We start from the raw sequence: 25,733 nt of genomic DNA, 5'->3' as shown, positions 1-25,733 counted from the left end.
GAAACAGGAACGCCGTATAAATCCGTTCGCAAATCGGTTTCGATTTCGAGAAATATGCAGTAACAAATCGTTCCATGGCTTGCGAGCGAAATTTCCGAAAGAGTGCATGAAATGGAACAGGCGTGAAAAAGAGTGCCGAAGCCCTGAGCCAAAATGTGGCTATTCCCATGGAGATCGCACTTGAAGAAGCACGGGCTGCGGGTATCCGCGGCGAAGTTCCGATTGGCGCAGTCATCGTGCATCAGGGTACAATCATCGCGCGGGCGGGCAACCGCACACGTGAACTCAATGATGTAACCGCACATGCTGAAGTGCTTGCAATTCGCGATGCTGGACGAGTTCTACAATCCGAGCGCCTGATCAACTGCGATCTTTATGTGACGCTGGAACCATGCGCGATGTGCGCAGCCGCCATTTCTTTTGCCCGTATCCGTCGTCTCTATTATGGCGCCTCCGACCCAAAAGGAGGAGGTGTGGAGCACGGATCGCGCTTTTATACGCAGCCTACCTGCCATCACATTCCGGATGTTTACACAGGGTTTTCGGAAGGTGATGTCAGCAGGATATTAAGAGATTTTTTTAGAAACAAGCGCACTTAACTCAGATAAACTGAAGATGACAACTGATCTTGGCAATCAACTCAATGAGTCGACTGCCAAGATCAATAATAATAGTATTCATCAATTTCCGCTATGAGGCGGCTGCGCCGCCATCTCGCAAAGCTTTTCCGGAAGCCCGTCTTTGTAGATGACTTTGCAAGCCGCTTTACATATGTCCTTTCCAACTGGAAGACGCTCACAAGCCATTGCTGGAATAGTTGTGAAAACAGTGGATAAAATAATAATGTAACTAAAAATATTCTTCATCACGAATATCCTTTTAATTTCAAATTACAGATAAAATTAAACGCCTGTTTCGATAGAACATCAATTACAATTATTACGCTTAATAATTACAGGCCAGAAAAAATGGACACCTTATATCCTATTATGCGTTGCACATTGACTTTAGGTACCAGACTTTTTCCCTACTGCCATAAAGTGCAAGGTATTATCTCGCAGCACAAAATGATGAATAAGAGCCATCAGAACATGTCCCGCAATGACTGCAAGCAAAGCCCATCCCAATAAGCCGTGCAATGCGTTACCAGGAGCGGTCAGCATGGCATTTTGCACACCGGTCTGCTCAAAAATCCGAATGCCAAGGAACGAGAAGCCTCGCCCGCTGCCATAGGTGCGCAGCAAAGCCAAGGCCGGAACAGCGAACATCAGTCCATAGATAACAAGATGCCCAAGGACGGCCAACTTGCCAACATGGCCCGACTTATGCGGACGTCGACCCGAATTCAGCACTCCCCATATTCCCCGTAATAGCACCAAAACCAGAAGCGCAAAGCCAAGCTGGTGATGAGCCGACCAGAAGACATTATAAATCGTCGTATCTTTAGCTACGACACGCAAGATTGCGGACATAAACTGCCAAAGAAACAAAAAAGCCATCAGCCAGTGAAGAGCTCTACTGATCCGGCCATATCCTGACGGCGTGTCCCAGATAGTGTTCGTATTGTTCATCAAATCGCACCCTGTATCTCAAGTCGGTATGGTACGATCTGCATGAAAGAAATCTTTGATTGAAATCAAATATACGTCAGAACCATAAACATTAAAAAAATTTAATTATTCTTGATGGAGCATAGCAACCAAAGAAACGACAGTTTCTTCCAATAAAATAAGCCGCAGCAATTTTATTTACCGCGGCTTATTGTCAAGAAGATATATTCAAGGAACGATTAGTTCCAAGGCAGATAATCACGCCAACCTTTGGATTTCCCTGCGGCTTTCTTGCGCTCACGTTCCTTTTGCGCCTCGTCCGTACCCAACTCGCCGACTGCTGCGGTTGATGCTGGTTCACGATAAGTAAGAGGTGGCTCACTCAAATAGCGACGTGTCGTTGAGGAGCCTTGAGTTTGTTGCTCACGAGCTGCCTTGTAAGCTGCAACCTTTGCCGGGTCGAATGTCGGTGTACGGGATTCATAGTCTTCACGGCGGCTATTACCACGCGGCAAGGCTGCCTGAATGTTGGATGCTACTGGGCCGTCCTGCACGACCGGCGACACAAAGTTCGGATCGTCGCGGTTCGCAGTAATTTCGTCACGCAAACGTTTACGGCGCTGTTCCGGTGATTCTGGCCAATTTGGATCGTTGGCATTGGCGACGCTTTGCTGAGGAACTGGCAATTGGCCCTTATCACCCGGAGCAGGCCGAACCAGATCGGGACGCGGCTTGTAATCGATCCGCTCTTTCTTGTTCTTGCCCTGTCCGAAGCTCGCCATATTCGACACGTCGTCAAAGAGCTGGGCCCCTGCGGTCTTGTCAGTTCCATAGGTCGGCGAAGAAACACAGCCAGACAGCGAAACGCCCGCTATCGCTGTGATAAGTACCAGAACTCGTCCTTCAATCTTCATTAGCGCCACTTCTTTTACGCTTGTCGATTTTATCTTCACCAAAATTTGCTCTCGCAAGCCCTGACTGAAGAAACCGGCAACTCCAAGGCAGATATTGAAATTATCTGAGGAATGCCTTGTACATGAGTGCACCCCATGCGGCAATCCGATGTTAACCGCTATTTCACCATGTCTGAAGCGAGGTTTGCAACCCCGTTTCCGCTCAAAACGCCCCCGGCATAAGTAACACCGAGGGCAAATCCTTTGAATTCAATCAGACGTCCAGCTTGCCGAGCGCCTTGAGTTCACGAAGTGCAACGGCATCTCGCGCCGAGACCTCTGGGAACTCGGGATCAGAACCAACATCCGTTGTATACCGCCACGAGCGAGCGCACTTCTCACCTTCGGCGCGTGCAGGCAAAACAGCCACGCCCTTCACATCACCGAGTGTGAAAGCGCCTTCCGGTGCTACCGCGTCACTCAATGATATGCCACTGGTGATGCAGATTTCCGCGAAATCGAGACCGTCGAGCGAATCGGTCAAGCTCTTGTCGGAAATATAGACGACCGGAGCGGCTTCGAGCGACGACCCAATACGCTTGTCCGCACGCTCCAGTTCGAGAGCTCCGGTCACGACACGACGAACTGCACGAACCTTGCGCCACTTTTCGGCCAGTACATCATCCCGCCATTCTGCGGGTGTCGGACAGAACTGCTCGGCGTGAACCGAAACTGACTGCGGATAACGGTCGAGCCAGGCTTCTTCCATGGTGAAAGGCAACATCGGTGCGAGCCAGGTCGTCAGGCGGTCGAAAATTTCACGCACGGTCTGGAGTGCAGCTTTGCGGCGAGTACTCGACGGAGCATCACAGTAAAGCGCATCCTTGCGGATATCGAAATAGAAAGCCGAAAGTTCAACATTCATGAAATCGATGAGCGTGCGGGCAATGCGCTTGAAATCGAACGTGTCATAGCCGGAGCGTACAACCTCATCCAGTTCTGTCAGACGGTGTAGCATCAGGCGCTCAAGTTCAGGCAGGTCAGCATGAGCGACGTTTTCGCCTTCGTCATGTGCCAGCGTGCCCAGCATCCAGCGGATGGTATTGCGCAGCTTGCGATAGGCGTCGATATTGGTCTGGATGATGCTCTTGCCGAGGCGCTGATCTTCCCAATAATCAGTGGTCATAACCCAGAGACGCAAAATATCCGCACCGGATTCCTTGATGACGTCCTGCGGCGTGACGGTATTGCCGAGCGACTTCGACATCTTCTTGCCGTGCTCATCCATGGTGAAACCATGGGTCACGACGGCATTATACGGCGCACGGCCGCGCGTGCCGCAGCTTTCCAGAAGCGACGAATGGAACCAGCCGCGATGTTGGTCAGAGCCCTCCAGATAGACATCGGCCGGCCATTTCATGTCTGGACGGTCTTCCAGCGTGAACGTGTGCGTCGAACCGGAATCGAACCACACGTCCAGGATGTCACGCACCTGCGTCCAGCCTTCATTGGATCGGCTTCCGAGGAAGCGCTCGCGGGCACCTTCAGCAAACCAGGCATCCGCCCCTTCGGCCTCAAAAGCATCGAGGATACGCCTGTTGACTGCATCATCCTGAAGAATATTGCCTTCTTCATCTACAAAAACGCAGATCGGCACACCCCAGGCGCGCTGGCGTGACAGAACCCAGTCCGGGCGGCCCTCGATCATCGAGCGCAGGCGGGTTTGACCGGCTGCCGGTACGAAACGCGTATCGTCAATTGCCTTCAACGCGCGCGAACGCAAGGTCGTACCGTCACCGAGATTCTTATCCATATAGACGAACCACTGCGGCGTGTTGCGGAAGATGACCTGCTTCTTCGAGCGCCACGAATGCGGATAAGAGTGTTTCAGGCGACCGCGCGCGAAAAGTTTGTCGCGTGCGATCAACTGATCCATGACGGACTTGTTGGCGTCGCCTTTCTTGCCGTTATCGTCGATAACGCGTGCAGGACCACCTTCACGGTCAGGACCGAAGCCCGGTGCATCCTTGGTATAAAAGCCGTCGTCACCAACCGGGAACGGGATGCTCGGATCGATACCGCGTGCTTCCAGTTCGCGGGCATTGTTCATCCATGCTTCAAAGTCTTCGCGACCGTGGCTTGGCGCGGTGTGGACGAAGCCCGTACCCGCATCGTCGGTCACATGATCGCCGTCGAGCATAGGCACAACGAATTCATAACCGCCGCCAAAGCCTTTGAGCGGATGATCGAGAACAGTTTTACCCAATTCGTCTGCCGAAATACCACGAAGACGCTTGAACTGAAGCTTCGCCCTGGCAAAGCTTTCTTCAACCAGCTTGTCAGCGAAGATAAGCTTTTCGCCCGGACGCGGACCGAAATCGTTCTCGGCTTCCGTGACTTCATAAAGCCCGTACTCGATACGAGACGAGTAGGAGACGGCGCGGTTACCAGGGATGGTCCACGGCGTGGTCGTCCAGATCACAACGGCGGTGCCGGAGAGATCGTTTTGTCCACCGACCGGGAACTTGACCCAGATCATATCAGACTCGACATCGTGATATTCGACTTCGGCTTCCGCGAGTGCTGTGCGTTCCACGACCGACCACATCACCGGCTTGGAACCACGATAAAGCTGCCCGGAGGCCGCAAACTTCAAAAGTTCGCCTGCGATACGCGATTCAGCGTGGAAGTTCATCGTGGTGTACGGATTTTCAAAATCGCCAAGAATTGCAAGGCGCTTGAATTCTTCCGTCTGAACCTTGATCCAGCTGGAAGCAAATTCACGACATTCCCGGCGGAATTCGTTGATCGGAACTTCGTCCTTGTTCTTACCCTCGGCGCGATACTTTTCCTCGATCTTCCATTCGATCGGCAAGCCGTGGCAATCCCAACCCGGAACGTAATTCGAATTGTATCCGCGCATCTGGAAGGAGCGCGTGATGACATCCTTGAGGATTTTGTTCAGCGCGTGGCCAATATGGATATTGCCGTTAGCATAGGGCGGACCGTCGTGGAGTACGTAAAGTGGGCGGTCTTTCGCCTGCTCGCGAAGTTTTTTATAGAGGTTCATGCCCTCCCAACGCTCAACGAAGAGCGGTTCGCGCTGCGGCAGGCCAGCACGCATCGGGAATTCGGTCTGCGGCAGATAAAGGGTTTTGGAATAATCGATTTTGGTCGTCTCAGTCATGAGGGTATTCGCCTGTAAAGCCCCAGCCAGAGGTGGCGGGCATGTGGATCAAAGAAAACAGGGGACTGTAGAGCACAGCCGGTCGCTCCCGGACCTCCGCGCCAGAAATTGCCTGGCAAAGCAGCCATTCAGGCAAAGCGGGAGGCCGGGCCAATAATTCGTATGGCCGTCATGATAAGCCGAAAATCCGTCATCATGGGCACGCTTTTAGCAATGAGCTTCGCAGGAATAAAGAGGCCATAGGGGCAAAGACGCAATAAAACTGCACCCCCACCCCTGAAATTTTCACATTTATGCCGCTGAGATCAGTCCAGCGAGAAATCGAAACGGTAAGTCGCAGAAACGCCAACCATGAATTGGTTCGGGGATCCGCGTTCCTTCACGATGCTTGAATCCTTCGCGGGTCCTTGCAGACGACTATATTCACCAAACAGACTGGTATCGATCTTGTCGGTCGCCTTCCATGTGATCGCTCCACCAACGCCTGCGGACTTGAAGCCACTACCCGGCTTATATTCTGAAAGGCCGGATGCGGCTGCTTCTTCGGCATCTACTCCGAAATAAGTCTTGAAGTAATCCTTTGAAGCGAAAGTAGCTCGCGGGCCACCCGAAACGCGGACAGTCGGCGTAACATCATAGAATGCATCGGCAGCAATATCGGCCACCACGCCCTTATGTGCACGAATACCTTGACGCACTTCGCCGCGCACACGCAGCCAGTCGGTAGGATAAACGTCAACAAACGCACCGGCTTCGCCGCCGAACTTTGTATCTTTCAGGCCATGAATATCATCATCTCGTTCGAACAACAGCTTTCCAGCGAGACCAACGCGGAATCGATCATTGTCAATCACAGCGAACGATACGTTGTCATTTCTTGACGAGAAGCGCGTCGCTTCCCCCTGTCGGCCAAGCGAGACGAGCGGCTGAGCAGAAAAGCGATATTTATTCGAGCCTTCGAACTTCGGAGCGACGAGGCCCGCCGCACCAATCTTGAGATACCAATCTCCGGACCAGAAATGCTTGCGGGCAGGTTGAACCGTTTCTGCTGCATAAATATCAGTTTGTTGTACATCGGCAGAAAAAGCGAGCGAATTACACGTCAGGAATGCGGCACCTGCAACGAGCGCCAGAGAAACAATACGTGCCACATTAAACTCCAACAAAAAGCGCCCCAACAAGTTTTGAGGCATTTATCCCTTTTTGTCGAGAATAAGTAAAATTTGATTTAAATCTTAAGTGGAAAACGAAACCAGGACTTCGCCTCACTCAAAAGAAAGCAAACGATCCAGTTCCGAAAGTGGTTTCGCACTTGCAAGCAGGGCTCGCGCTTCTGCATCGTCGTGCCTCATCTGCTCGATAAGCGGATCAAGGCCATCAAACTTGATCTCGCCACGTAGAAACCCGAAGAAAGATACACAAGCGGTCTCACCATAAAGATCGCCCGAAAAATCAAACAGGAAGGTTTCCAGAAGGGGTATACCGTCACTATCGACAGTCGGGCGACGACCGAAACTTGCGACCCCATCGTAAAGGTCGCCATTCTCGCGCCTGAACCTGACGGCATAGACTCCGTGCTTCAGGCCTGCCTGCGCGTCGATTTTCATATTGGCGGTCGGGAATCCGAGCGTTCGACCGAGCTTCTTCCCGTGAATAACTTCGCCGCAGGCCATATAGCGATAACCAAGAAGACCTGCTGCTTGAACAACATCACCTTCGCAAAGCAGATTTCTTATGCGGGTGGATGAGACAAGATTGGCACCTTCATCGGTGAAGGCATCAACCAGAGTAACCGTGAAACCAGCATCTTCACCGGCCTTTTGAAGAAACTCCGGTGTCCCGCGCCGGCCTTTGCCGAAATGAAAATCGTACCCGGTGACCACACAGCTTGCGTGCAATCGCTCGACCAGAATGTGCTCGACGAAATCTTCCGCCGAGCGGGATGAGAACTCACCGGTAAACGGCTGTTCAACAACGGCATCAAATCCCATCAGACGCAGTATTTCTGCCTTCTTCGCCGCCGCAGTCAGACGATCGATTGGCGCGTCGGGCTTGAAAAAGCTGCGTGGGTGCGGCTCGAAAGTCAGAACCACCGCTGGCAGGTCGTGCTTTCCGGCGATCTCCAGCGCGCGCTCGAGTACGGCCTGATGGCCGCGATGAACACCATCGAAATTGCCGATTGCCACCACACAATTCCGCAAGCGTTCCGGCAAGGAATCCGTTCCAGAAAGGCGCAGAAAGTGGGATTTGGTCATCTTAATCTGGACTTCGATTGATCGTAACGAGATTGCTGAGGTTCAAACAAGAGCATTAAGCGCAGCAACCGGACGGTTGCCATGCTTCTGGAGAAACGCTTCCATTCGGCCAATGTCAACCGTACCGCCGGTTGTATAGTCTGCTGCGTGAACTCCGCCGGAGATGTAAAGCACGTCCAGACCGAAGTCCGCGGCGCCCTTCACGTCTGTCAGAACCCCGTCACCGATACCGAGAATTCGACTTTTCTCGACCTTTTCGCCCCGAATCTCTTCGGCAAACCGCAATGCTGCCTCGTAAATCGGGCGATGCGGCTTTCCAGCAATAAGTGTGCGCCCACCGAGCTGGCCATATTCGCGCGCAAGGGCACCCGCGCACCAGATCAGTCGCGTGCCGCGCTCAACCATAATATCCGGATTGGCGCAGATGAACGGAAGATTGCGGGAGCGCAACCGGGCCAGCAATTCCTTGTAATCGTCCGGCGTTTCGCTTTCATCATCATAAAGCCCGGTGCAGACGACGCCTGAAGCTTCAAATTCTTCGACCAGTTCAACATCGAGACCGTCGTAGATGGTCAGCTCGCGTTCACAGCCGATATGAAATACCTTGCGCGGACCTTCCGCGATCAGATCGCGGGTTACGTCACCCGAAGTAACTACGCGATCATAAGTATCGGCGGGAACGCCAAGATCTAGCATCTGCTTCTCCACATCTGGATGAGGTCTTGGAGAATTCGTCACGAGAATGACCGTAACACCTTCGGCCCGCGCGCGCTTTAGCGCCTCGATTGCAGCCGGATAAGCCGACACGCCGTTATGCACCACGCCCCATACGTCGCAGAAGAGCACATCGTACTGGCCGGTCAGATCGTCGAGGCGTTCAAGCTGCTTCATGGCTTCCTCTTGATAATTCATCTGTAATGCGAGAACCGCTATAAGGTGGCTGGAAGACTGCCGAAAAAGCAGCCAGCGCTCCATCTAACCCAGCCGACCACTTCTGTCACGGCCTTTGGCCTGGATATCCGACCAGCGGAGCGCGTCCAATTATCCCATAGTGTGTTTCATTGATCATTTACCGTGCTTCGTGACTGACTGTTAGAAAGATGCTGATAGGAGCGGATACAACTTTTCATTTCATGTGTCGCAGACACAACCGTCGGCGGGGGCCAAATTGAAAAACTGGATCACTCAAGCCCTCAGGCTTCGTCAACATTTGCTTCAATCACCGAGCGCGTTCTTCATCAGGGACGAGCGTGGTAACTTTGCAATGATAACGGCGTTATTGCTGGTGCCTCTGCTTCTGGCTGGCATGGTTGCGGTTGACACAGCCAATCTCATGCGCGTGCGCAACAATGTGCAGGCCTCGCTTGATGCTGCGGCACTTGCTGTGGGCAAAAGGTTTTCCACTGGTGCCCCACAATCCGACATGCAAGTCTATGGAGCACAGATATTCAACGCAAATCTCACAGCGTTGAGCGTCGACGCCGTTCAGTTTCAGGTCAGTTTTCCAGAAAGCAGGGAAACAGAGCAGCAAGTACAAGCAACCGCCGGCTTCAGATACAAATCCCTGTTTGGCATAGTCGCTTCCCGCCTCACAGGAGATAACTGGGATCAATACCAATATACGCTTAACTCTTCTGTCAGACTTAAGAACACGATTGAAGTTGCATTGGTCCTCGATAACTCCGGTTCAATGGATTACTACGGAAGCGGCTCGAACAAAAAGCGCATGGATTTGCTCAAGGATGCAGCCAAGCAGTTGGTAGAAACCATGGCCGCGCAATCCTCCATCATTACGCGCGTTCAAAAGCCCGTGCAGTTTTCGCTTGTTCCGTTCGCTGGCTCGGTAAATGTCGGTCCGCAATATCTGAATGCGCCATGGATGGATACCGCAGGGCTGAATAAAGTCAGCTTCGAAAACTTCAATCTGCCCGCCACAATCGACAACACACGCAAGATCGTTGAGGACCCGGTGGGAAGTAAACGCTTCTACAAATCTGGTTCCGGCTGGGGGCTAGATGACGGAAAGCCTTTCTCTCGTACAGTTCTTTACAATGATATTGTCACGAGAGATGCTACATCTTGGCTGAAATGGACGGGATGTGTTGAAGCTCGCAGTGGCAAATACGCACTCGATGTTTCTGCCCCCGTAATAACCAATCCGGCCACCATGTTTGTGCCAATGTTTGCGCCAGCCGAATATCATATTAGCGGCAAGGATCGGGGATTGAACTACTGGTGGCAAGAAAATCTGACCGGTAGTGACTATGCGAAACTACAGCGAGACATCACCAAGTATTATCTCAAAGGAAAAACGGACCGTCTCGATGAGAACGGTGGGCCGAACTATAGCTGCACGACCTCTCCTCTGACGCTGCTTACCGACGTTTCCAAGGATGAAGGCAAAACTGCGATTCTGAATGCAATTAATGCCATGAAAGCGAATGGAGGCACGAACGTGCCTGAAGGGTTAGCGTGGGGATGGCGAACAGTTGCTCATGCAGCTCCCTTTACCGAGGGCCGGTCGGAAAGCGAACGTGGAAACGATAAAGTCGTGATTGTTCTGACCGACGGCGCAAACACTTACTACACTTATAAATCTCTACTTGGGAACAACGGCTCGGATCGGGCTGGCAATCAGTCCTATTATTCAGCCTACGGATATACACGTGAAGTTCCTGCCGAATATGGACGTACGCGCCTATTTCAGGAGACGAGCGTGGGTGTATCGCAGGACAACACGATCTATGGCAAAGCTATGAATGCGAAATTCGATATTCTTTGCAATAACGCAAAAGCTGCAAATGTCATCATCATGACCGTGGCGCTTGATCTCAGTACCAGCAAAACCGATGAGAAAGCCCAGATCGATCTACTCAAATCCTGCTCTTCAAACTCGCGCGTTCGCATGGAAGGCGGCAAGCCTGCAAAACTTTTCTGGAACTCTACCGGTGGAAATCTTGCAGAAACCTTCCGGCAGATCGGCGACGAATTGTCAAACTTGCGTCTCGTCGATTGATATTGCCAACGACATCACCATATGCCGGGTTGGCCAGAGCCACCTCTTCGCCGTTCCGCGTTGAGGATGGTGCAAATTAACCATCATTTGTCTGTCAAATTTCTCAGGCAATCTTGACAAGATAAGGTCCGGCTTCTATCTCAGAGCCACGTTAGCACTCTCGCATGATGAGTGCTAACAAGCGCGGATCAGCTCGATCCGTTAACAGGGTTCAACGTCTATAACACCAAGGGTTATACCATGGCTGATATCAAGTTCCGCCCGCTTCATGACCGCGTCGTCGTTCGTCGCGTTGAATCGGAAGCCAAGACCGCTGGCGGCATCATCATCCCTGACACCGCCAAGGAAAAGCCGCAGGAAGGCGAAATCGTCGCTGTTGGCGCAGGCGCCCGTGATGAAGCTGGCAAGCTGATCGCTCTGGAAGTCAAGGCTGGCGACAAGGTTCTGTTCGGCAAGTGGTCGGGCACCGAAGTCAAGATCGGCGGCGAAGACCTGCTGATCATGAAGGAATCCGACATTCTGGGTATCGTTGGCTGATTAGCCGGAAGCGTTTCGCTTTTATCCTAGAAATCCAATTCACCATAATCTGACCGGGATATTCCCAGGAGAGTAAAATGGCTGCAAAAGACGTAAAATTCGGCCGCACTGCGCGCGAAAAGATGCTGCGCGGCGTCGATATCCTCGCTGACGCTGTTAAGGTAACGCTCGGCCCCAAGGGTCGTAACGTTGTCATCGACAAGTCTTTCGGCGCACCGCGCATCACCAAGGACGGCGTATCGGTCGCCAAGGAAATCGAACTGGAAGACAAGTTCGAAAACATGGGCGCACAGATGCTGCGCGAAGTGGCTTCGAAGACCAACGACACTGCCGGTGACGGCACGACGACCGCTACCGTTCTCGGTCAGGCAATCGTTCAGGAAGGCGCAAAGGCTGTTGCCGCCGGCATGAACCCGATGGACCTGAAGCGCGGTATCGACCTCGCAGTAACCGAAGTTGTTGCTGAACTTCTCGGCAAGGCCAAGAAGATCAACACGTCGGAAGAAGTTGCTCAGGTCGGCACGATCTCTGCCAACGGCGAAGCCGAAATCGGCAAGATGATCGCTGACGCGATGCAGAAGGTCGGCAATGAAGGCGTGATCACGGTTGAAGAAGCCAAGACCGCTGAAACCGAACTCGAAGTCGTTGAAGGCATGCAGTTCGACCGCGGTTACCTGTCGCCTTACTTCGTCACCAACCCGGAAAAGATGGTTGCTGACCTGGAAGACGCTTACATCCTCCTGCACGAAAAGAAGCTCTCGAACCTTCAGGCCCTCCTGCCGGTTCTGGAAGCTGTCGTTCAGACCTCCAAGCCGCTCGTCATTATCGCTGAAGACGTCGAAGGCGAAGCTCTTGCAACGCTCGTCGTCAACAAGCTGCGTGGCGGCCTGAAGATTGCTGCTGTCAAGGCTCCTGGTTTCGGCGATCGCCGCAAGGCCATGCTGGAAGACATCGCGATCCTCACCGGCGGTCAGGTTATCTCCGAAGACCTCGGCATCAAGCTCGAAACCGTTACGCTCGACATGCTCGGCCGTGCAAAGAAGGTTTCGATCTCGAAGGAAAACACCACGATCGTTGACGGTGCAGGCCAGAAGGCTGAAATCGACGCTCGCGTTTCACAGATCAAGCAGCAGATCGAAGAAACTTCTTCGGACTATGATCGTGAAAAGCTTCAGGAACGTCTTGCCAAGCTCGCTGGTGGCGTTGCCGTGATCCGCGTCGGCGGTGCAACGGAAGTTGAAGTGAAGGAAAAGAAGGACCGCGTTGACGACGCCCTGAACGCAACCCGCGCTGCGGTTGAAGAAGGCATCGTTGCTGGTGGCGGCACCGCTCTCCTCCGCGCTTCGGCCAAGATCTCTGCCAAGGGCATCAACGCCGATCAGGAAGCTGGCATCAACATCGTTCGTCGCGCTCTGCAGGCTCCGGCTCGCCAGATCACGACCAATGCCGGTGAAGAAGCTTCGGTTATTGTTGGCAAGATCCTTGAAAATGCCTCTGAAACCTATGGCTACAACACTGCCAATGGCGAATTCGGCGACCTGATCAAGGCGGGCGTTGTCGATCCGGTCAAGGTTGTCCGCACCGCTCTGCAGAACGCAGCATCGGTTGCCGGCCTCCTGATCACGACGGAAGCCATGATCGCCGAACTGCCTAAGAAGGATGCAGCTCCGGCTGGCATGCCTGGCGGTATGGGCGGCATGGGCGGCATGGACTTCTAAAAAGTCCATAAAGCTTACTTTGATGAAAATGCGAGAAAGGCGGCCTTGGGCCGCCTTTCTTTTTCTGTTGCGTAACCATTTGTGATTTATGAAAAATTTACTCTGCTCACGCTTTGCGGCAGCAAAGTCTTTATTTTAGAAACTTCTGATTGACTCATAACCGCCAATCATGATCAATCCCGAATGACATAGAGATGGACTTCCTGTTTGCCCCCGCACTTTGGAAGTCCTGTCTCAGGCAACAGGAAAGGCAGGCTTCGGCCTGTCTTTCCACTTGCACCGTTTGAAGATCGGCCCTTATTCCGCAGCGTGGATATTTGTCTTGGCTGATGCCGAGGCGTCGTAACGAGCGCGAGCTATCATCACCTTTGCTTCATTGGCTATCGCCCACTCACCCAGCGCTCGCACAGGGCGCAAAAGATCGCACCCCAATTCAGTCAATTCATATTCAACCTTTGGCGGGATTGTCGGGAAGAGTGTGCGCTTGACGAAACCATCCCGTTCCAGATTACGTAACGTCGTCGTCAGCATTTTTTGCGAAATCCCATCCACTGTTCGGCGCAATTCGTTAAACCGCATTGGACCATTGCCAAGATAACTCACCACAAACACCGTCCATTTATCGCCAACGCGAGACAAAATCTCCGTCACGGTCCTGCATGCACTGGTTTCCTTGAAGTCACCGGGTTTCATAAAAGTGCCTCCTTGCGCCGTCTATCAGTCACTTATATAGCGTCGGTTTCCAATGGTTACCACTCTAATAAAGGTGCTATCTATGTCTAAGCTCAAAGTCGCAGTCATCGTCGGCAGCACGCGCGAACAACGCTTTGCCCCAGTTCCCGCCCAGTGGATTGCAAAGCTCGCTGCCGAACGGCCCGAACTGGACGTGGAAATCCTCGATGTTGCCGACTATCCGATGGGCTTCTATGGCGACACTTCCACCACGACTGCACAAGCAGAAACTGCCGACAAATGGAAAACCAAGCTGCGCGAGTTCGACGCCTACATTCTGACCGCAGCTGAATACAACCACGCTCCTACGGCAGTTCTGAAGAATGCCATCGACTACGGTGACTGGATTCAGAAGCCAATGGGATTTGTCGGTTATGGCGGCGTCGGTGGCGCTCGCGCTGTCGAACAACTGCGGATGATTGCCGTCGAAATGTCTTCTATGTCAGTCAAAACCGGCGTTCATATCCTTTTCCCTGATTATCTCGCTGTCGTCAAAAACGAGAATAAGCTGGATGATTTCCCGCATCTTGGGGAAGCCGCCAAGAATATGCTGGATCAGCTGATCTGGTGGGGCAAGGCTCTTAAGTCTGCACGTACAGCATAAACAAGACGGCAGGCCGGAACGTTGGGGTTCCGGCTTGCCGCTGGCATTGTATGCCCTATGATTATCTGCAGTCACAATGGAATGGATGATCATATGCGCAAAGAACTTCCCATCACCACAGCTCCGAAAGACGGCCGTAAAATAACAGTCGTCTGGACCGACGAAGATGACCAGCGCAATGAGTCAATTGCACAGTATCGAACGCTAGCCCAATTGCAGGCCGGCGGCGGTCAATGGGATGAGACAGATACAGGCTGGTGGACATTCACCGATAGCAAGACCCAGCGCAAAATCGAACCGACCGCCTGGATTTCCGAAACGGACGACAGTGAGGATGAGGATGAGGATTGACCGTGCAGGTCCGGTCAATAAAATTTGACTTTTACCGTCATATTTTATCAAGTGATAGCGTTATAAAAATTTCACGAAGAAACATTAGCCCGCCAAGGACTTAGCGGTGCTATATTTGCTTTGAATGGCTCGGTTTCGAGTCCAAGCTACCCGGAGACCTGAAATGACCGCTTTGCGTACCGAGACAGATACGTTCGGACCGATTGATGTTCCTGCAGACCGTTACTGGGGCGCACAAACGCAACGCTCATTGCAAAACTTCAAGATCGGTGGAGAGCGCATGCCGCTACCGTTGGTTCATGCATTGGGTGTCGTCAAGCGCGCGGCAGCGGAAACCAATATTACGCTCGGCAAACTAGATTCAGTTCTCGGTCAGGTCATTGCTGTAGCGGCTTCAGAAGTCATCGAGGGCAAACTCGATGACCATTTTCCACTGGTCGTCTGGCAGACTGGTTCGGGAACGCAATCGAACATGAATGCCAACGAGGTCATCTCAAACCGGGCTATCGAACTTCTTGGCGGTGAAAAGGGGTCCAAGAAGCCGGTCCATCCCAATGACCACGTGAATATGAGCCAGTCGTCCAATGATAGCTTCCCTACGGCGATCCATATCGCCACGGCGGTTGAGGCAGTCAATCGGCTTTATCCGGCGCTTGAACATCTGACCAAGGCGCTCCAGGCCAAGGAAGAGGCTTTTAAAGATATCATCAAGATCGGCCGTACCCATACGCAGGACGCGACGCCGGTCACACTCGGACAGGAATTTTCCGGTTATCGCGCCGCATTGGAATATGCGCGTCATCGCGTTGAGCAATCACTCGTAGACATCTTTTTGCTTGCGCAAGGCGGAACCGCCGTCGGCACAGGCCTGAACGCACCAATCGGCTTTGATACAGGCTTCGCCGAAGCTGTGAGCGAAATTACTGGACTGACTTTCAAGACCGCACCCAACAAATTTGAGGCTCTTGCTAGCCATGGCGCCATTCTCAACTTCCACGGCAGCCTGAACGCCTTGGCGGCAGACCTGTTTAAGATAGCCAACGACATCCGTTTCCTAGGTTCAGGTCCGCGCTCCGGCTTGGGTGAACTTTCACTGCCGGAAAATGAACCAGGGTCTTCCATCATGCCGGGCAAGGTCAATCCGACTCAGGCCGAAGCTTTGACGATGGTGGCAACACAGGTATTCGGCAATCAGACAACAGTTACGGTTGCTGCAAGCCAAGGCCATTTTGAGCTCAATGTGTTCAAACCGGTGATCGCATATAATGTCCTGCAATCAATCCGCATTCTCAGCGACGCCATGGTGTCATTTGCTGATCATTGTGTAGACGGAATCGAACCGAACCTGAACCGTATCAAGGAACTGCTGGACCGCTCGCTGATGCTTGTGACCGCATTGGCACCGGCCATCGGTTATGACAATGCGGCCAAGATCGCCAAGACTGCTCACAAGAATGGAACGACCTTGCGCGAAGAGGCACTGGCGAGCGGATTGGTGTCGGAAGAAGACTATGAGCGACTGGTGCGCGCGGAGAGAATGATTGCGCCAGAATGAATTGTATTCATACTGTAAACGAACTGTCGAGAATTAGACGGCTTTCCTTGACAGTCCGCAATCGTTAATTGATGCCCCAGTTCAACAGGAGATAGCCCCGCATGTCCTCTATCACTCCGCAGTCCAATGGCGTTGTAACGCTCATTGCCCGCATCTTTCTTTCGATTCTCTTCATCCTTGCCGGCTATGGCAAGCTGACCGCCATCTCGGGTACCGCAGGTTACTTCGCCGGCCTCGGCCTTCCGGTTCCAACCGTTACGGCTGTCATTGTCGGTCTGGTGGAATTTGTCGGCGGCCTCGCAATTCTCGTTGGCTTTCAGACTCGCATCGCAGCAGCCATCGTTGGTCTGTTCACCATCGGCGCGACGCTTGTTGCCCATATGGATTTCTCGCAAGGCATGAATGCCCTAATGGCACAGAAGAACCTCGCAATTGCCGGTGGCCTGTTCATCCTTGCCCTGCATGGCGCAGGTTCGCTTTCGATTGACGCCAAGCGCGGCTGATCAAGTACAGTCAAGGGAATGAAAAAAACCGCGCCATTCGGATGGCGCGGTTTTTTATTTCCATGTCCTACTGCCAATGGCTACAAAGGAGGATGCTCCTCTAATTGAGGTAAGTCATCTAGAATGTCATACCATGGAGCTTTCGAGCCAACGAAAATATGGGCCGACGGCTTCAGGCTTGGCTCCTCAGCCAACACACCATAATTGACGTGAACATATTCCCCATCGCGCACAATAGAATATAGAAAGGAACCGCAAGCAGCACAGCGCACGTCGTGATCGGTCTCATTGCCGACAAACATGAGCAACGCTTTGTCGTTCACCTCTTCCAATGCGTTGGTTCTTATTCCGCCGAAAGCCTTGAATGCGCTGCCAGTGGCACGACGACATAATGAGCAATGGCAATTCAGGGCATATTCGAATTCATCTAGTACGGTGAAACGGACGGCTTCACAAGCACAACGACCAATCAATCTCCGCACACCGTTCATCTGGACTGTTCCGAGTTCCAATTGTGAAATTGTGACTCGTAACATAAAAGACAAACTCGAAGTTATCTACCCAACCAGTCCTTTACGAATACGGGTCGCAACTTCTGTGACACGTGCATTCTCCTGGCTACGGCGCGCCGAAACAAGGCAGGCCTGCGAGCGCAGAATAACGCCATCTTCCAGCACTTTTAGGCGGTTGGCCCGCAATGTTGAACCGGTCGATGTGATATCAACGATCATGTCCGCAGAACCAGCCGCCGGAGCGCCTTCAGTAGCACCCAAGCTTTCAACGATGCGGTAAACCTGAATGCCATGCTTTTGCGAAAAGAACTGCTGTGTCAGTCGCCAATATTTGGTGGCGATGCGCAGACGACGGCCATGGCGCTGGCGGAAATCTGCCGCTACATCATCCAGATCGGCCATGCTGGTTACATCACGCCAGACTTCAGGCACTGCGACGATCACGTCGGCATGACCAAATCCCAATTCGGCTTCTATAGCCACACGTTCTTCCGAATGCGCCAATGTTTCGCGAACAAGATCTTCGCCTGTAACGCCCAGATCAACGCTGCCATATCCCAACTCCCGAGCAATTTCGGAAGCTGAAAGGAACAGAATATCCAGATCAGGTTCGCCCTCGACACGCGCTCGGTAATTACGCGAGTCGTCTGGCAGAACCACTTTGTAGCCCGCCTTTTCGAGCACTGCGAGCGTCTGTTCCTTCAACCGTCCCTTGGACGGCAATGCGAGGGTGACACTCATTTTTTCTCTCCCGCCAGGGCCTGAAGCCGGTCCAGCCAGATGGAAAAGCCAACGCCGGGAATGTTTTCGGAAGCGCCAAGCATGGTCAGAAGGCGATCATAGCGTCCACCGCCTGCCAGAACAGCATCCTTCTCCACGCCTGCGGCACGAATCTCATAGACGAGGCCGGTATAATAATCGAGCGGGCGCCCGAAAGAGGCATCGTAGATAATATCTTTCGTGGCAATCCCCGCATTCGCCACAGCTTCACTACGCGCTTCAAACTTCTGTAATACCGCAGCGAGATCAAGGGCGTGTTCCGATGCGAACGCCCGCAAGGTAACGGCTGCGGAATCAAGCGATACACGCATTTCGAGAAACTGCTTCAAGAGATCGAGCGCAGATGCCGGGAAGCGCGTGGCCGCCAAATCTTCCTTTTCGATCAACCGCCGTGCAATCTCTGCGGGCGAGCGTCCAGAGCTAGGCGAAATGCCAGCTTCGAGCATTTCCGCTTCCAGCATGCGCGCAAGCCCTGTTTCGTCACCTTCTGCGACCAGAACGGCAAGCGTTTCCGGCAATGGATCACGCCGCTGTGCGCCAGTCAGCTCGGCTAGCACCTGCTCCATCGAATTCGCGTCGCCGAAAGAACGCAAAAGCTTCTTGCGCCAGCCTTGTGGCAGGCCCAGCGCTTTCAGCATGCCAGCAAAAACCGACTGATCGCCCAAAACGATATCGAGCTCTGCTTCAGGAGCCGCCGCACGAACACAGGAAAGCGCATCAGCAATCGAGCGCGCATCCGATGCGGCTTCGTCTGAAGCGCCCAAGTCTTCGATACCCGCTTGAAGGAATTCAGCCGCTCCGTCACGACGCTGACGGAACACTTCGCCCAGATAAGCATAGCGCTTCGGCGTGGCCGCATTCAGAGCGATGTGGTTGCGGCAGACGGGAATTGTAAATTCCGGTCGCAGGCATAAACTATCGCCATTCTCGTTTTCGGTCAGAAAAATACGGCGGCGCAAATCCTCACCCGCCATATCCAGAAATGGATCGGCTGGCTGGATCAGCGGAATTTCGACAAGTTCGGCTTCGCGCGCATCAAGCGTTGCACGAAGAGAATTGAGAACACCAGACGCGCTCGATCCAGCCATGATTTCTGTCACTTCGACTGTTCTGCGCGATCTTGCGCCTGACTGGCAAGGATTTCACGAACTGCGTCGATGAGGCCATCTTCCTTGGCCGTGATCTGTGCCGGACGGCTTTCACGCCAGGTTACATTGTCCTCGATCTCCGCAGAAAGACGCTTGCCCTCGACCAGATTCTTGATCTGCACTTCACCGGCCTCACGCTCCTGCGAACCCTGAATGATGACGCACGGCGCCTCACGACGATCAGCATATTTCATCTGCGCCTTCATGCCAGATCCGCCAACATACATTTCTGCGCGAATGCCAGCCTGACGCAGATCGGAGACCATTTTCTGATAGCGCCCAAGGCTTTCCGTATCCTTGTCCATGACCAGAACCACTACCGGCCCGACGACATCGGAAACATCCAGTTGGCCGAGGTTCTTCAAAGCCGTCATCAGACGCGAAACACCAATGGAGAAGCCTGTCGCTGGAACTGGTTCACCCCGGAAACGTGACACGAGACCATCGTAACGGCCACCGCCACCCACCGAACCGAACACGACCTTCTGGCCGTCCTCGTTGGTTACATCGAACAGAAGTTCTGCCTCGAAAACCGGACCGGTGTAATATTCAAGACCGCGCACGACAGATGGATCGATCTTCACACGACCATCATAGCCGCCCGCAGAGAACAGCGCCTGCATGTCGGCGAGTTCGGTCACACCTTCTTCGCCCTTGGCGTTGCCTGCGACAACGGCACGGAGATTGGCAATCGTGTCGGTGCCCGTCGAACCACCGGCGGCGGTGAAAGCCAGCACCTTTTCAATCGCGGCATCGGTCAACTCTGCGCCCTTGGTGAAATCGCCACTTTCGTCGAGGCGACCTTTACCGAGCAGAAGGCGAACACCTTCCGGACCAAATTTGTCGAGCTTGTCGATGGCGCGCAGCACATTCAGGCGTTTTGCAGCATTGCTCTCGCCTGCAAGGCCGATGGCTTCCAGCACGCCGTCGAGAACCTTGCGGTTATTGACGCGGATCGCATAATCGCCACGACGGATGCCAAGGCGCTCCAGCGTGTCGGCCATCATCATGCACATTTCAGCATCAGCAGAGACATTCGGTGCACCGACCGTGTCAGCGTCGAATTGCATAAACTGACGGAAGCGGCCCGGTCCCGGCTTTTCATTGCGGAACACCCAACCATTACGATAGCTACGATAAGGCTTTGGCAGCGACTCGTAGTTTTCGGCAACAAAACGTGCCAGCGGCGCAGTCAGATCGTAGCGCAGCGACAGCCATTGTTCATCGTCGTCCTGAAACGAGAACACGCCTTCGTTCGGGCGATCCTGATCCGGAAGAAACTTGCCAAGCGCGTCCGTATATTCAACGAGCGGAGTTTCCACCGGCTCGAAGCCATACAGGTCGTAAACTTCACGGATTGTCGCCATCATCTTTTCAGCGGCGCGCAAATCATCCGGCACCCGATCGACAAACCCGCGCGGCAACCGCGCCTTCATCTTGTCCGCTTTATCGGCCATTTTTCCTGCCTGATCGCTGATTTATACATACATGCCGATTGAAACCGGCATCAATTCTGTTGCCGGTTTCCTAACCGATCAAGTCCGTTGCGGCAAGTGCGGGAAGCGTGTTCAGCGTGTCGCAATGGCGACAGCCGCCCCTGCCATCATGCCAGCGCTGGTTCTATTGGCAATTCGCATCATGCGGGGACTGCGCAGAAACCGTCGTGCCTGTGCTGCGAGCACGACCCATGCGGTATCGACTGCAGCGAGAACCGCAAACATGACCAGCAGCAATTCGGCCCAGCCAACCAGCGAAACATGGGTGATATCAACCACCGTCGGCAAGATGGCGAGGTAGAAAACCATGATCTTCGGATTGCCGAGTGTAATCGCCAGTGCACTGAGGAAGAGCTTCCCGGCTTCACCCTGACGTGGAATGGCATCTTCATCTGCAACTTCATCTACCGGTGCGATCCACATCTTCCACGAAAGATAGATCAGATAGGCTACGCCCACATATTTGAGAACGAGAAACGCTGTATGAAACGTATTCGCCAGCGCGGCCAGTCCCCAGACCGCGAGTGAAAGCCAGATAGCATCACCGAGCCACAGACCGAACATGAACGGGAAAACGCCCTTGTGGCCGCGACTGATGACACGTGCCACCAACGCGCCGACATTCGGTCCCGGCGTACCCGCCGCCACAACCAGAATACCGGCAAATGCCAGCAACGACACCAAGTCCATGATCGTCTCCCATGCTCAAAGATGGATGTTTCTCGCAGAAATGATGCGGCTTAGCAATCGTTGCTCTAGCGCGGTCGTTTGAAACTCTGTCGCAGTTTTTCAATGTGAGTCCGACAATGGCAACCCTCAATGTGGTCGTTCACCAGTCCCATGGCTTGCATGAAGGCATAAACGGTCGTCGGCCCAACGAATGACCAGCCGCGCTTCTTCAGGTCTTTAGAGATGCGGATCGATGTCTCGGTCTTCGGGTTGGCGACGAGAGTTGGATAGTCCACCACGGCAGGGCGATCTTTCACCCCCGGCTCGAAAGACCAGAAATAGGCCGCAAGTGAACCCTTTTCTGCAACCAGTTCAATTGCGCGCTTGGCGTTGTTAATCGTGGATTCGATCTTGCCACGGTGACGCACAATTCCCTTGTCGGCCAGCAGGCGCTCCACATCCTCTTGATTATACTGCGCAACACGATGGAAATCGAAGCCATCGAAAGCTGCACGAAAATTCTCGCGTTTGCGCAAAATCGTGAGCCACGACAGGCCTGATTGGAAACCCTCAAGGCAGATTTTCTCGAAAAGCTGGAAATCGTCAGAGACAGGAACACCCCATTCATTGTCATGATAGGCAAGGTAATCCGGTAACTCGCCCGGCCAGAAGCAACGTGCCATACCATCGGCGCCGACGATCAGACCGGTCTTAGCCTCAGCAGCATCGCTCATTGTTTCGCCTCTCAAGTTTCATCCATAATTAATTATGTCGCGCAACCTGACACTAACCACAACTTTAATTGGAAGGGCCATCAGGCGAAACACGCGACCAAAATTTACCTTTACGATTCCATTCCAGCACACAATCCCTACACGAGCATGAGGGTCGCTCTCCTGACAGTCGATGTCAGGAGCTGCAACGGGCAACAGCGCCACAAAGATTTTCCGGCGCAAAGAGACGGATCTGGATAATGAAACCACGTCATCTTCTTTTAATCGGATCGCTTGCGGCGATTGCTGTTTCCATCGTCAGCACGGGTATGGCGTTTGCCAATGACCGCTATGCAACCCTGCCGCCGGTAAGTGTGAGTCCCGACCTCTCTGCCCCTTGGGTAGCTCAGTTGCATGGACAACCTGCCCGCATACAGGCCGTACCGCAGTCTTTGCAGACAGCACCGCGTATTGCTGCCAGGCAGAAACAAAAAGTCAAATCGAACTATCGTCAGGTTTCGTATCAACGGCCGGCTGCAAATCCGGCAACCACGGTACGAAAACACCAGATTGATCCCGCTTATCTGCCGCAGATGGTGTCCTATTCCGGCAACGAAAAAACGGGAACAATCGTCATCGATACAGGCAAGCGCTTCCTTTATCTCGTTCAACCTGGCGGCAAGGCGATGCGATATGGGGTTGGCGTCGGCAAGCAGGGATTCAGTTGGAAGGGGTCGCAGCGCATCAGCCGCAAGGCTGAATGGCCAACCTGGACGCCACCGAAGGAAATGATCGCACGCGAGCGCAAGAAGGGACGTACTCTGCCTGCACGCATGGAAGGCGGCGTCAACAATCCTCTCGGCGCACGTGCCCTTTATCTCGGCTCGACGCTTTATCGCATCCACGGAACCAACCAGCCATGGACCATCGGCAAGGCGATGTCGTCCGGCTGCATTCGCATGCGTAACGAAGACGTCACTGATCTTTATGAACGTGTTCCGGTCGGTGCAAAGGTTGTTGTCCGCTAACCCAACCATTTTCCATGCCATTTGCGACCGTCTTCTCCCGAAGGCGGTCGCATTGTTTTCACAAATCTGAAAAGATCAAAATTTCTGCACAGAAAGAATGATCGCAGACTTCGAAACATGCCTGAAAGGGCTTTTCCTTTTGCCCCGAACACCCATATGCTGACCATGGCAAGGTCCAAAAAGTTATGAAAAAGGCTGCCGGATGGCAGTTGTGTCGGAGAAGAAACCGGCATGTAGGTCAATAGCATTTATGCGCATAAAAGGGGCCACCCCGCGCCGAATGCTTCGGAGGGAAAGGAAAAATCATGACCGTACCGACAGTTAAACTGAACGACGGCAATCACATTCCGCAGCTCGGTTACGGTGTCTGGCAAGTGGGTAACGACGAAGCGGTCGCCGCTGTCAGCGAAGCGTTGAAAGCAGGATATCGCCATATCGATACCGCTGCCATTTATGGCAATGAAGAGGGCGTCGGCAACGCGATCAAGAGTTCCGGCATCGAACGTGACGACATTTTCCTCACCACGAAATTGTGGAACGGTGAACAAGGCTATGAATCGACGCTGAAAGCATTCGACACCAGCCTGAAAAAGCTTGGCACGGACTATGTGGATCTTTATCTCATCCACTGGCCGATGCCATCAAAAGACCTTTTCATGGAAACATGGCGCGCGTTTCTCAAACTGAAAGAGGAAGACCGCGCCAAATCGATTGGTGTATCCAACTTCCGTACAGCCGATCTCGAACGCATCATCAAGGAAAGCGGCGTTACGCCTGTTCTCAACCAGATTGAATTGCATCCACAATTCCAGCAGGACGAGTTGCGTCTGTTCCACAGCAAACACAATGTCGCAACAGAAGCCTGGAGCCCGCTCGGTCAGGGTAAGATTCTGGAGGACGCCACGCTGAAAACCATCGCGGAGAAGCACGGCAAGTCGGTCGCGCAGGTCATTCTGCGCTGGCACATCGAGACAGGTAATATCGTCATCCCGAAGTCCGTTACACCTGCCCGTATCAGGGAAAACTTCGATGTTTTCGATTTCCATCTCAACGGAACCGATCACGATGCGATTACGAAACTAGACAAGGCCGATGGTCGGATAGGCCCGAACCCGAGTACATTCTCGGCTGGCTGAACAGACATCGAAGAAAAACCGGGCAAACGCCCGGTTTTTTTATGCTGCGATTTGTGACAATCCTTGCGGCTTCGGCCCACCATAGGCCCAGTCAATCAGCTCCACAGTGTGCACAATGGGCAGTTTGCTGTCGGTTGCGATCTGCGTCATGCAACCGATATTGCCGGTAGCGATCAGATTAGCGCCCGTTGCCTCGATATTCTTCACTTTACGGTCGCGAAGTTTTGCAGCAATTTCGGGCTGCATGATGTTGTAAGTACCCGCCGACCCACAGCACAGATGCCCCTCCAGCGGCTCCTTCACCGTGAAGCCCGCTTTGGACAGCAGGTCTTTCGGTTGGCGCATGATTTTCTGCCCATGCTGCATGGAACAGGCAGAATGATAGGCAACCGTCAGTGCCTGCGGTGCATCCGGCTCCGGCAGGTCAATGTTTGCCAGATATTCAGTGATGTCCTTGGCCAGTGCCGATACGCGTGCTGCCTTATCCTTGTAGGTTGGATCGAGGCGTAGCATGTAACCGTAATCTTTGATAGTCGTGCCGCAGCCCGACGCCGTGACAATAATGGCATCAAGACCACCCGCTTCGATCTCACGCATCCAGACATCGACATTGTGCCGTGCCTGGTCAAGTGCCTGCTCTTCGCGCCCCATGTGATGGACCAGCGAACCGCAGCAGCCCTCGCCTTTTGGTGTCACGACCTCAATGCCGAAACGGTTCAAAAGGCGCAGGGTTGCAGCGTTGATGCCAGGATTGAGCACAGGTTGGGCACAGCCATTGAGGATCGCCACTCGACCTCGCTTCTCGCCTTTGGCGGCACTGATTGTTTCGACATTGGCAGCGGCTGGCAACTTTTGTGGGGCAAGATCGAGCATGGCCGCCATCGGTCGCAAGGACTGGCTCTTTCGCAGAAGCGGCGCAAACGGCTTGCCGATCTTCGCAAGCTTTAGTGCTGCACGGAAGCGCCCCGGATAGGGCAACACCTGCGCCAGAACCCCACGCAAGAAGCGGTTCATAAATGGGCGCTTATAGGTTTTCTCGATATGCGCACGCGCATGATCGACCAGATGCATGTAATTGACGCCAGACGGACAGGTTGTCATGCAGGAAAGGCACGACAGGCAGCGATCTACATGACGCACAATTTCCTCATCGGCCGGACGGCCATTTTCCAGCATATCCTTGATGAGATAGATGCGCCCACGCGGGCTGTCGAGTTCGTTGCCCAGCGTCACATATGTCGGGCATGTGGCGGTACAGAAGCCGCAATGTACGCATTTCCGCAGGATTTTTTCGGCTTCGTTGACGCCGGGATCACGCAGTTGGTCGGGGCTGAAATGAGTCTGCATGGC

General features: G+C 53.4%; 25 protein-coding genes. 10 read left to right on the top strand and 15 right to left on the bottom strand.

Annotated elements, in window-relative coordinates; genetic code table 11:
* The first annotated feature begins 167 nt into the window (after window positions 1–167).
* On the top strand, window positions 168–599 hold the full coding sequence (locus F9K94_RS09345; RefSeq protein WP_407922042.1) for a nucleoside deaminase: 432 nt from the start codon (window positions 168–170) through the stop codon (window positions 597–599).
* An 81-nt stretch (window positions 600–680) separates the two neighbouring features.
* Here F9K94_RS09345 and F9K94_RS09340 read toward each other — a convergent pair whose 3' ends face one another.
* The 7 genes from F9K94_RS09340 to F9K94_RS09310 form a co-directional block, all read right to left on the bottom strand.
* Window positions 681–866: a hypothetical protein gene (locus tag F9K94_RS09340; RefSeq protein ID WP_151645152.1), complete on the bottom strand. Its 186-nt coding sequence runs from the start codon at window positions 864–866 to the stop codon at window positions 681–683.
* Window positions 867–1,007: 141 nt separating this feature from the next.
* Entirely contained in the window at window positions 1,008–1,571 is a 564-nt protein-coding gene (locus F9K94_RS09335) for a cytochrome b (protein WP_151645150.1), read from the bottom strand.
* A gap of 218 nt (window positions 1,572–1,789) precedes the next feature.
* A complete protein-coding gene (locus tag F9K94_RS09330) occupies window positions 1,790–2,464 on the bottom strand; it encodes a hypothetical protein (protein WP_151645148.1) in 675 nt (224 codons plus the stop codon).
* Between the two features lie 253 nt (window positions 2,465–2,717).
* On the bottom strand, window positions 2,718–5,630 hold the full coding sequence (ileS, locus tag F9K94_RS09325) for an isoleucine--tRNA ligase (protein WP_151645146.1): 2,913 nt from the start codon (window positions 5,628–5,630) through the stop codon (window positions 2,718–2,720).
* A 305-nt stretch (window positions 5,631–5,935) separates the two neighbouring features.
* Window positions 5,936–6,823 carry a MipA/OmpV family protein gene (locus F9K94_RS09320; protein WP_407922036.1) on the bottom strand — a complete coding sequence of 296 codons (888 nt, stop codon included), beginning with the start codon at window positions 6,821–6,823 and terminating at the stop codon, window positions 5,936–5,938.
* A gap of 72 nt (window positions 6,824–6,895) precedes the next feature.
* Entirely contained in the window at window positions 6,896–7,885 is a 990-nt protein-coding gene (locus F9K94_RS09315) for a bifunctional riboflavin kinase/FAD synthetase (protein WP_151645142.1), read from the bottom strand.
* Window positions 7,886–7,927: 42 nt separating this feature from the next.
* Complete coding sequence (locus tag F9K94_RS09310; protein WP_151645140.1) at window positions 7,928–8,776, bottom strand: TIGR01459 family HAD-type hydrolase; 849 nt, start codon at window positions 8,774–8,776, stop codon at window positions 7,928–7,930.
* Between the two features lie 277 nt (window positions 8,777–9,053).
* Here F9K94_RS09310 and F9K94_RS09305 point away from each other — a divergent pair, with 277 nt between their 5' ends.
* The 3 genes from F9K94_RS09305 (at window position 9,054) to groL (ending at window position 13,156) form a co-directional block, all read left to right on the top strand.
* Window positions 9,054–10,901 (top strand): TadE/TadG family type IV pilus assembly protein, encoded by a 1,848-nt coding sequence (locus tag F9K94_RS09305; protein WP_235920599.1) that lies wholly within the window; start codon window positions 9,054–9,056, stop codon window positions 10,899–10,901.
* 240 nt (window positions 10,902–11,141) lie between these two features.
* Entirely contained in the window at window positions 11,142–11,438 is a 297-nt protein-coding gene (gene groES / locus F9K94_RS09300) for a co-chaperone GroES (protein ID WP_006472506.1), read from the top strand.
* 77 nt (window positions 11,439–11,515) lie between these two features.
* On the top strand, window positions 11,516–13,156 hold the full coding sequence (groL, locus tag F9K94_RS09295; protein ID WP_061346604.1) for a chaperonin GroEL: 1,641 nt from the start codon (window positions 11,516–11,518) through the stop codon (window positions 13,154–13,156).
* Between the two features lie 297 nt (window positions 13,157–13,453).
* Here groL and F9K94_RS09290 read toward each other — a convergent pair whose 3' ends face one another.
* On the bottom strand, window positions 13,454–13,849 hold the full coding sequence (locus F9K94_RS09290) for a winged helix-turn-helix transcriptional regulator (RefSeq protein WP_061346605.1): 396 nt from the start codon (window positions 13,847–13,849) through the stop codon (window positions 13,454–13,456).
* Window positions 13,850–13,931: 82 nt separating this feature from the next.
* Here F9K94_RS09290 and F9K94_RS09285 point away from each other — a divergent pair, with 82 nt between their 5' ends.
* The 4 genes from F9K94_RS09285 to F9K94_RS09270 all read left to right on the top strand — a co-directional run bounded on the left by F9K94_RS09285 (window position 13,932) and on the right by F9K94_RS09270 (window position 16,901).
* The gene (locus F9K94_RS09285) at window positions 13,932–14,492 is read left to right on the top strand and encodes an NADPH-dependent FMN reductase (RefSeq protein WP_151645138.1); all 561 of its coding nucleotides are present in this window, start codon (window positions 13,932–13,934) and stop codon (window positions 14,490–14,492) included.
* A 93-nt stretch (window positions 14,493–14,585) separates the two neighbouring features.
* The gene (locus tag F9K94_RS09280; protein WP_151645136.1) at window positions 14,586–14,843 is read left to right on the top strand and encodes a hypothetical protein; all 258 of its coding nucleotides are present in this window, start codon (window positions 14,586–14,588) and stop codon (window positions 14,841–14,843) included.
* Between the two features lie 163 nt (window positions 14,844–15,006).
* Window positions 15,007–16,398, top strand: coding sequence for a class II fumarate hydratase (gene fumC, locus F9K94_RS09275; protein WP_151645134.1), 1,392 nt, complete (start codon window positions 15,007–15,009; stop codon window positions 16,396–16,398).
* 101 nt (window positions 16,399–16,499) lie between these two features.
* Window positions 16,500–16,901, top strand: a complete 402-nt coding sequence (locus F9K94_RS09270) for a DoxX family protein (protein WP_061346608.1) — start codon at window positions 16,500–16,502, stop codon at window positions 16,899–16,901.
* Between the two features lie 80 nt (window positions 16,902–16,981).
* On the opposite strand, the gene F9K94_RS09265 is transcribed toward F9K94_RS09270, so the two are convergent.
* The 6 genes from F9K94_RS09265 to F9K94_RS09240 all read right to left on the bottom strand — a co-directional run bounded on the left by F9K94_RS09265 (window position 16,982) and on the right by F9K94_RS09240 (window position 22,240).
* Complete coding sequence (locus F9K94_RS09265; RefSeq protein ID WP_235920598.1) at window positions 16,982–17,392, bottom strand: GFA family protein; 411 nt, start codon at window positions 17,390–17,392, stop codon at window positions 16,982–16,984.
* Window positions 17,393–17,458: 66 nt separating this feature from the next.
* Window positions 17,459–18,154: an ATP phosphoribosyltransferase gene (gene hisG / locus F9K94_RS09260; protein WP_151645129.1), complete on the bottom strand. Its 696-nt coding sequence runs from the start codon at window positions 18,152–18,154 to the stop codon at window positions 17,459–17,461.
* Entirely contained in the window at window positions 18,151–19,281 is a 1,131-nt protein-coding gene (locus F9K94_RS09255) for an ATP phosphoribosyltransferase regulatory subunit (protein ID WP_151645127.1), read from the bottom strand. The genes hisG and F9K94_RS09255 overlap by 4 nt, the downstream gene beginning before the upstream one ends.
* A gap of 8 nt (window positions 19,282–19,289) precedes the next feature.
* Window positions 19,290–20,798, bottom strand: coding sequence for a histidine--tRNA ligase (hisS, locus tag F9K94_RS09250; RefSeq protein ID WP_151645125.1), 1,509 nt, complete (start codon window positions 20,796–20,798; stop codon window positions 19,290–19,292).
* A gap of 111 nt (window positions 20,799–20,909) precedes the next feature.
* Entirely contained in the window at window positions 20,910–21,527 is a 618-nt protein-coding gene (locus F9K94_RS09245; RefSeq protein ID WP_151645123.1) for a LysE family translocator, read from the bottom strand.
* A 65-nt stretch (window positions 21,528–21,592) separates the two neighbouring features.
* Window positions 21,593–22,240: a DNA-3-methyladenine glycosylase I gene (locus F9K94_RS09240; RefSeq protein WP_151645121.1), complete on the bottom strand. Its 648-nt coding sequence runs from the start codon at window positions 22,238–22,240 to the stop codon at window positions 21,593–21,595.
* A gap of 239 nt (window positions 22,241–22,479) precedes the next feature.
* On the opposite strand from F9K94_RS09240, the gene F9K94_RS09235 reads away from it, so the two are divergent.
* Together F9K94_RS09235 and F9K94_RS09225 are read left to right on the top strand one after the other, a co-directional pair.
* Entirely contained in the window at window positions 22,480–23,247 is a 768-nt protein-coding gene (locus tag F9K94_RS09235) for a L,D-transpeptidase (protein ID WP_151645119.1), read from the top strand.
* Window positions 23,248–23,552: 305 nt separating this feature from the next.
* Window positions 23,553–24,383: an aldo/keto reductase gene (locus F9K94_RS09225; protein ID WP_151645117.1), complete on the top strand. Its 831-nt coding sequence runs from the start codon at window positions 23,553–23,555 to the stop codon at window positions 24,381–24,383.
* 39 nt (window positions 24,384–24,422) lie between these two features.
* Here the strand turns inward: F9K94_RS09225 and glcF are convergent, their stop codons facing one another.
* Window positions 24,423–25,730 (bottom strand): glycolate oxidase subunit GlcF, encoded by a 1,308-nt coding sequence (gene glcF / locus F9K94_RS09220; protein WP_151645115.1) that lies wholly within the window; start codon window positions 25,728–25,730, stop codon window positions 24,423–24,425.
* Window positions 25,731–25,733 lie beyond the last annotated feature (3 nt).

Source organism: Brucella tritici, assembly GCF_008932285.1.
Taxonomy (GTDB): domain Bacteria; phylum Pseudomonadota; class Alphaproteobacteria; order Rhizobiales; family Rhizobiaceae; genus Brucella; species Brucella tritici.
The sequence above is the reverse complement of the archived record's forward strand: the minus strand, read 5'-3'. Positions and strand labels throughout refer to the sequence as shown.

Excerpts from the sequence above, each read along its gene's own strand:
- glcF (WP_151645115.1), bottom strand. The coding sequence starts at position 25,730 with ATGCAGACTCATTTCAGCCCCGACCAACTGCGTGATCCCGGCGTCAAC.
- F9K94_RS09235 (WP_151645119.1), top strand. The coding sequence starts at position 22,480 with ATGAAACCACGTCATCTTCTTTTAATCGGATCGCTTGCGGCGATTGCT.
- F9K94_RS09345 (WP_407922042.1), top strand. The coding sequence starts at position 168 with ATGGAGATCGCACTTGAAGAAGCACGGGCTGCGGGTATCCGCGGCGAA.
- F9K94_RS09310 (WP_151645140.1), bottom strand. The coding sequence starts at position 8,776 with ATGAAGCAGCTTGAACGCCTCGACGATCTGACCGGCCAGTACGATGTG.
- F9K94_RS09225 (WP_151645117.1), top strand. The coding sequence starts at position 23,553 with ATGACCGTACCGACAGTTAAACTGAACGACGGCAATCACATTCCGCAG.
- F9K94_RS09285 (WP_151645138.1), top strand. The coding sequence starts at position 13,932 with ATGTCTAAGCTCAAAGTCGCAGTCATCGTCGGCAGCACGCGCGAACAA.
- hisS (WP_151645125.1), bottom strand. The coding sequence starts at position 20,798 with ATGGCCGATAAAGCGGACAAGATGAAGGCGCGGTTGCCGCGCGGGTTT.
- F9K94_RS09255 (WP_151645127.1), bottom strand. The coding sequence starts at position 19,281 with ATGGCTGGATCGAGCGCGTCTGGTGTTCTCAATTCTCTTCGTGCAACG.
- F9K94_RS09320 (WP_407922036.1), bottom strand. The coding sequence starts at position 6,823 with ATGCCTCAAAACTTGTTGGGGCGCTTTTTGTTGGAGTTTAATGTGGCA.
- F9K94_RS09330 (WP_151645148.1), bottom strand. The coding sequence starts at position 2,464 with ATGAAGATTGAAGGACGAGTTCTGGTACTTATCACAGCGATAGCGGGC.
- F9K94_RS09315 (WP_151645142.1), bottom strand. The coding sequence starts at position 7,885 with ATGACCAAATCCCACTTTCTGCGCCTTTCTGGAACGGATTCCTTGCCG.
- F9K94_RS09270 (WP_061346608.1), top strand. The coding sequence starts at position 16,500 with ATGTCCTCTATCACTCCGCAGTCCAATGGCGTTGTAACGCTCATTGCC.
- F9K94_RS09335 (WP_151645150.1), bottom strand. The coding sequence starts at position 1,571 with ATGAACAATACGAACACTATCTGGGACACGCCGTCAGGATATGGCCGG.
- hisG (WP_151645129.1), bottom strand. The coding sequence starts at position 18,154 with ATGAGTGTCACCCTCGCATTGCCGTCCAAGGGACGGTTGAAGGAACAG.
- ileS (WP_151645146.1), bottom strand. The coding sequence starts at position 5,630 with ATGACTGAGACGACCAAAATCGATTATTCCAAAACCCTTTATCTGCCG.
- fumC (WP_151645134.1), top strand. The coding sequence starts at position 15,007 with ATGACCGCTTTGCGTACCGAGACAGATACGTTCGGACCGATTGATGTT.
- F9K94_RS09340 (WP_151645152.1), bottom strand. The coding sequence starts at position 866 with ATGAAGAATATTTTTAGTTACATTATTATTTTATCCACTGTTTTCACA.
- F9K94_RS09240 (WP_151645121.1), bottom strand. The coding sequence starts at position 22,240 with ATGAGCGATGCTGCTGAGGCTAAGACCGGTCTGATCGTCGGCGCCGAT.
- F9K94_RS09265 (WP_235920598.1), bottom strand. The coding sequence starts at position 17,392 with ATGAACGGTGTGCGGAGATTGATTGGTCGTTGTGCTTGTGAAGCCGTC.
- F9K94_RS09280 (WP_151645136.1), top strand. The coding sequence starts at position 14,586 with ATGCGCAAAGAACTTCCCATCACCACAGCTCCGAAAGACGGCCGTAAA.
- groES (WP_006472506.1), top strand. The coding sequence starts at position 11,142 with ATGGCTGATATCAAGTTCCGCCCGCTTCATGACCGCGTCGTCGTTCGT.
- F9K94_RS09245 (WP_151645123.1), bottom strand. The coding sequence starts at position 21,527 with ATGGACTTGGTGTCGTTGCTGGCATTTGCCGGTATTCTGGTTGTGGCG.
- F9K94_RS09290 (WP_061346605.1), bottom strand. The coding sequence starts at position 13,849 with ATGAAACCCGGTGACTTCAAGGAAACCAGTGCATGCAGGACCGTGACG.
- groL (WP_061346604.1), top strand. The coding sequence starts at position 11,516 with ATGGCTGCAAAAGACGTAAAATTCGGCCGCACTGCGCGCGAAAAGATG.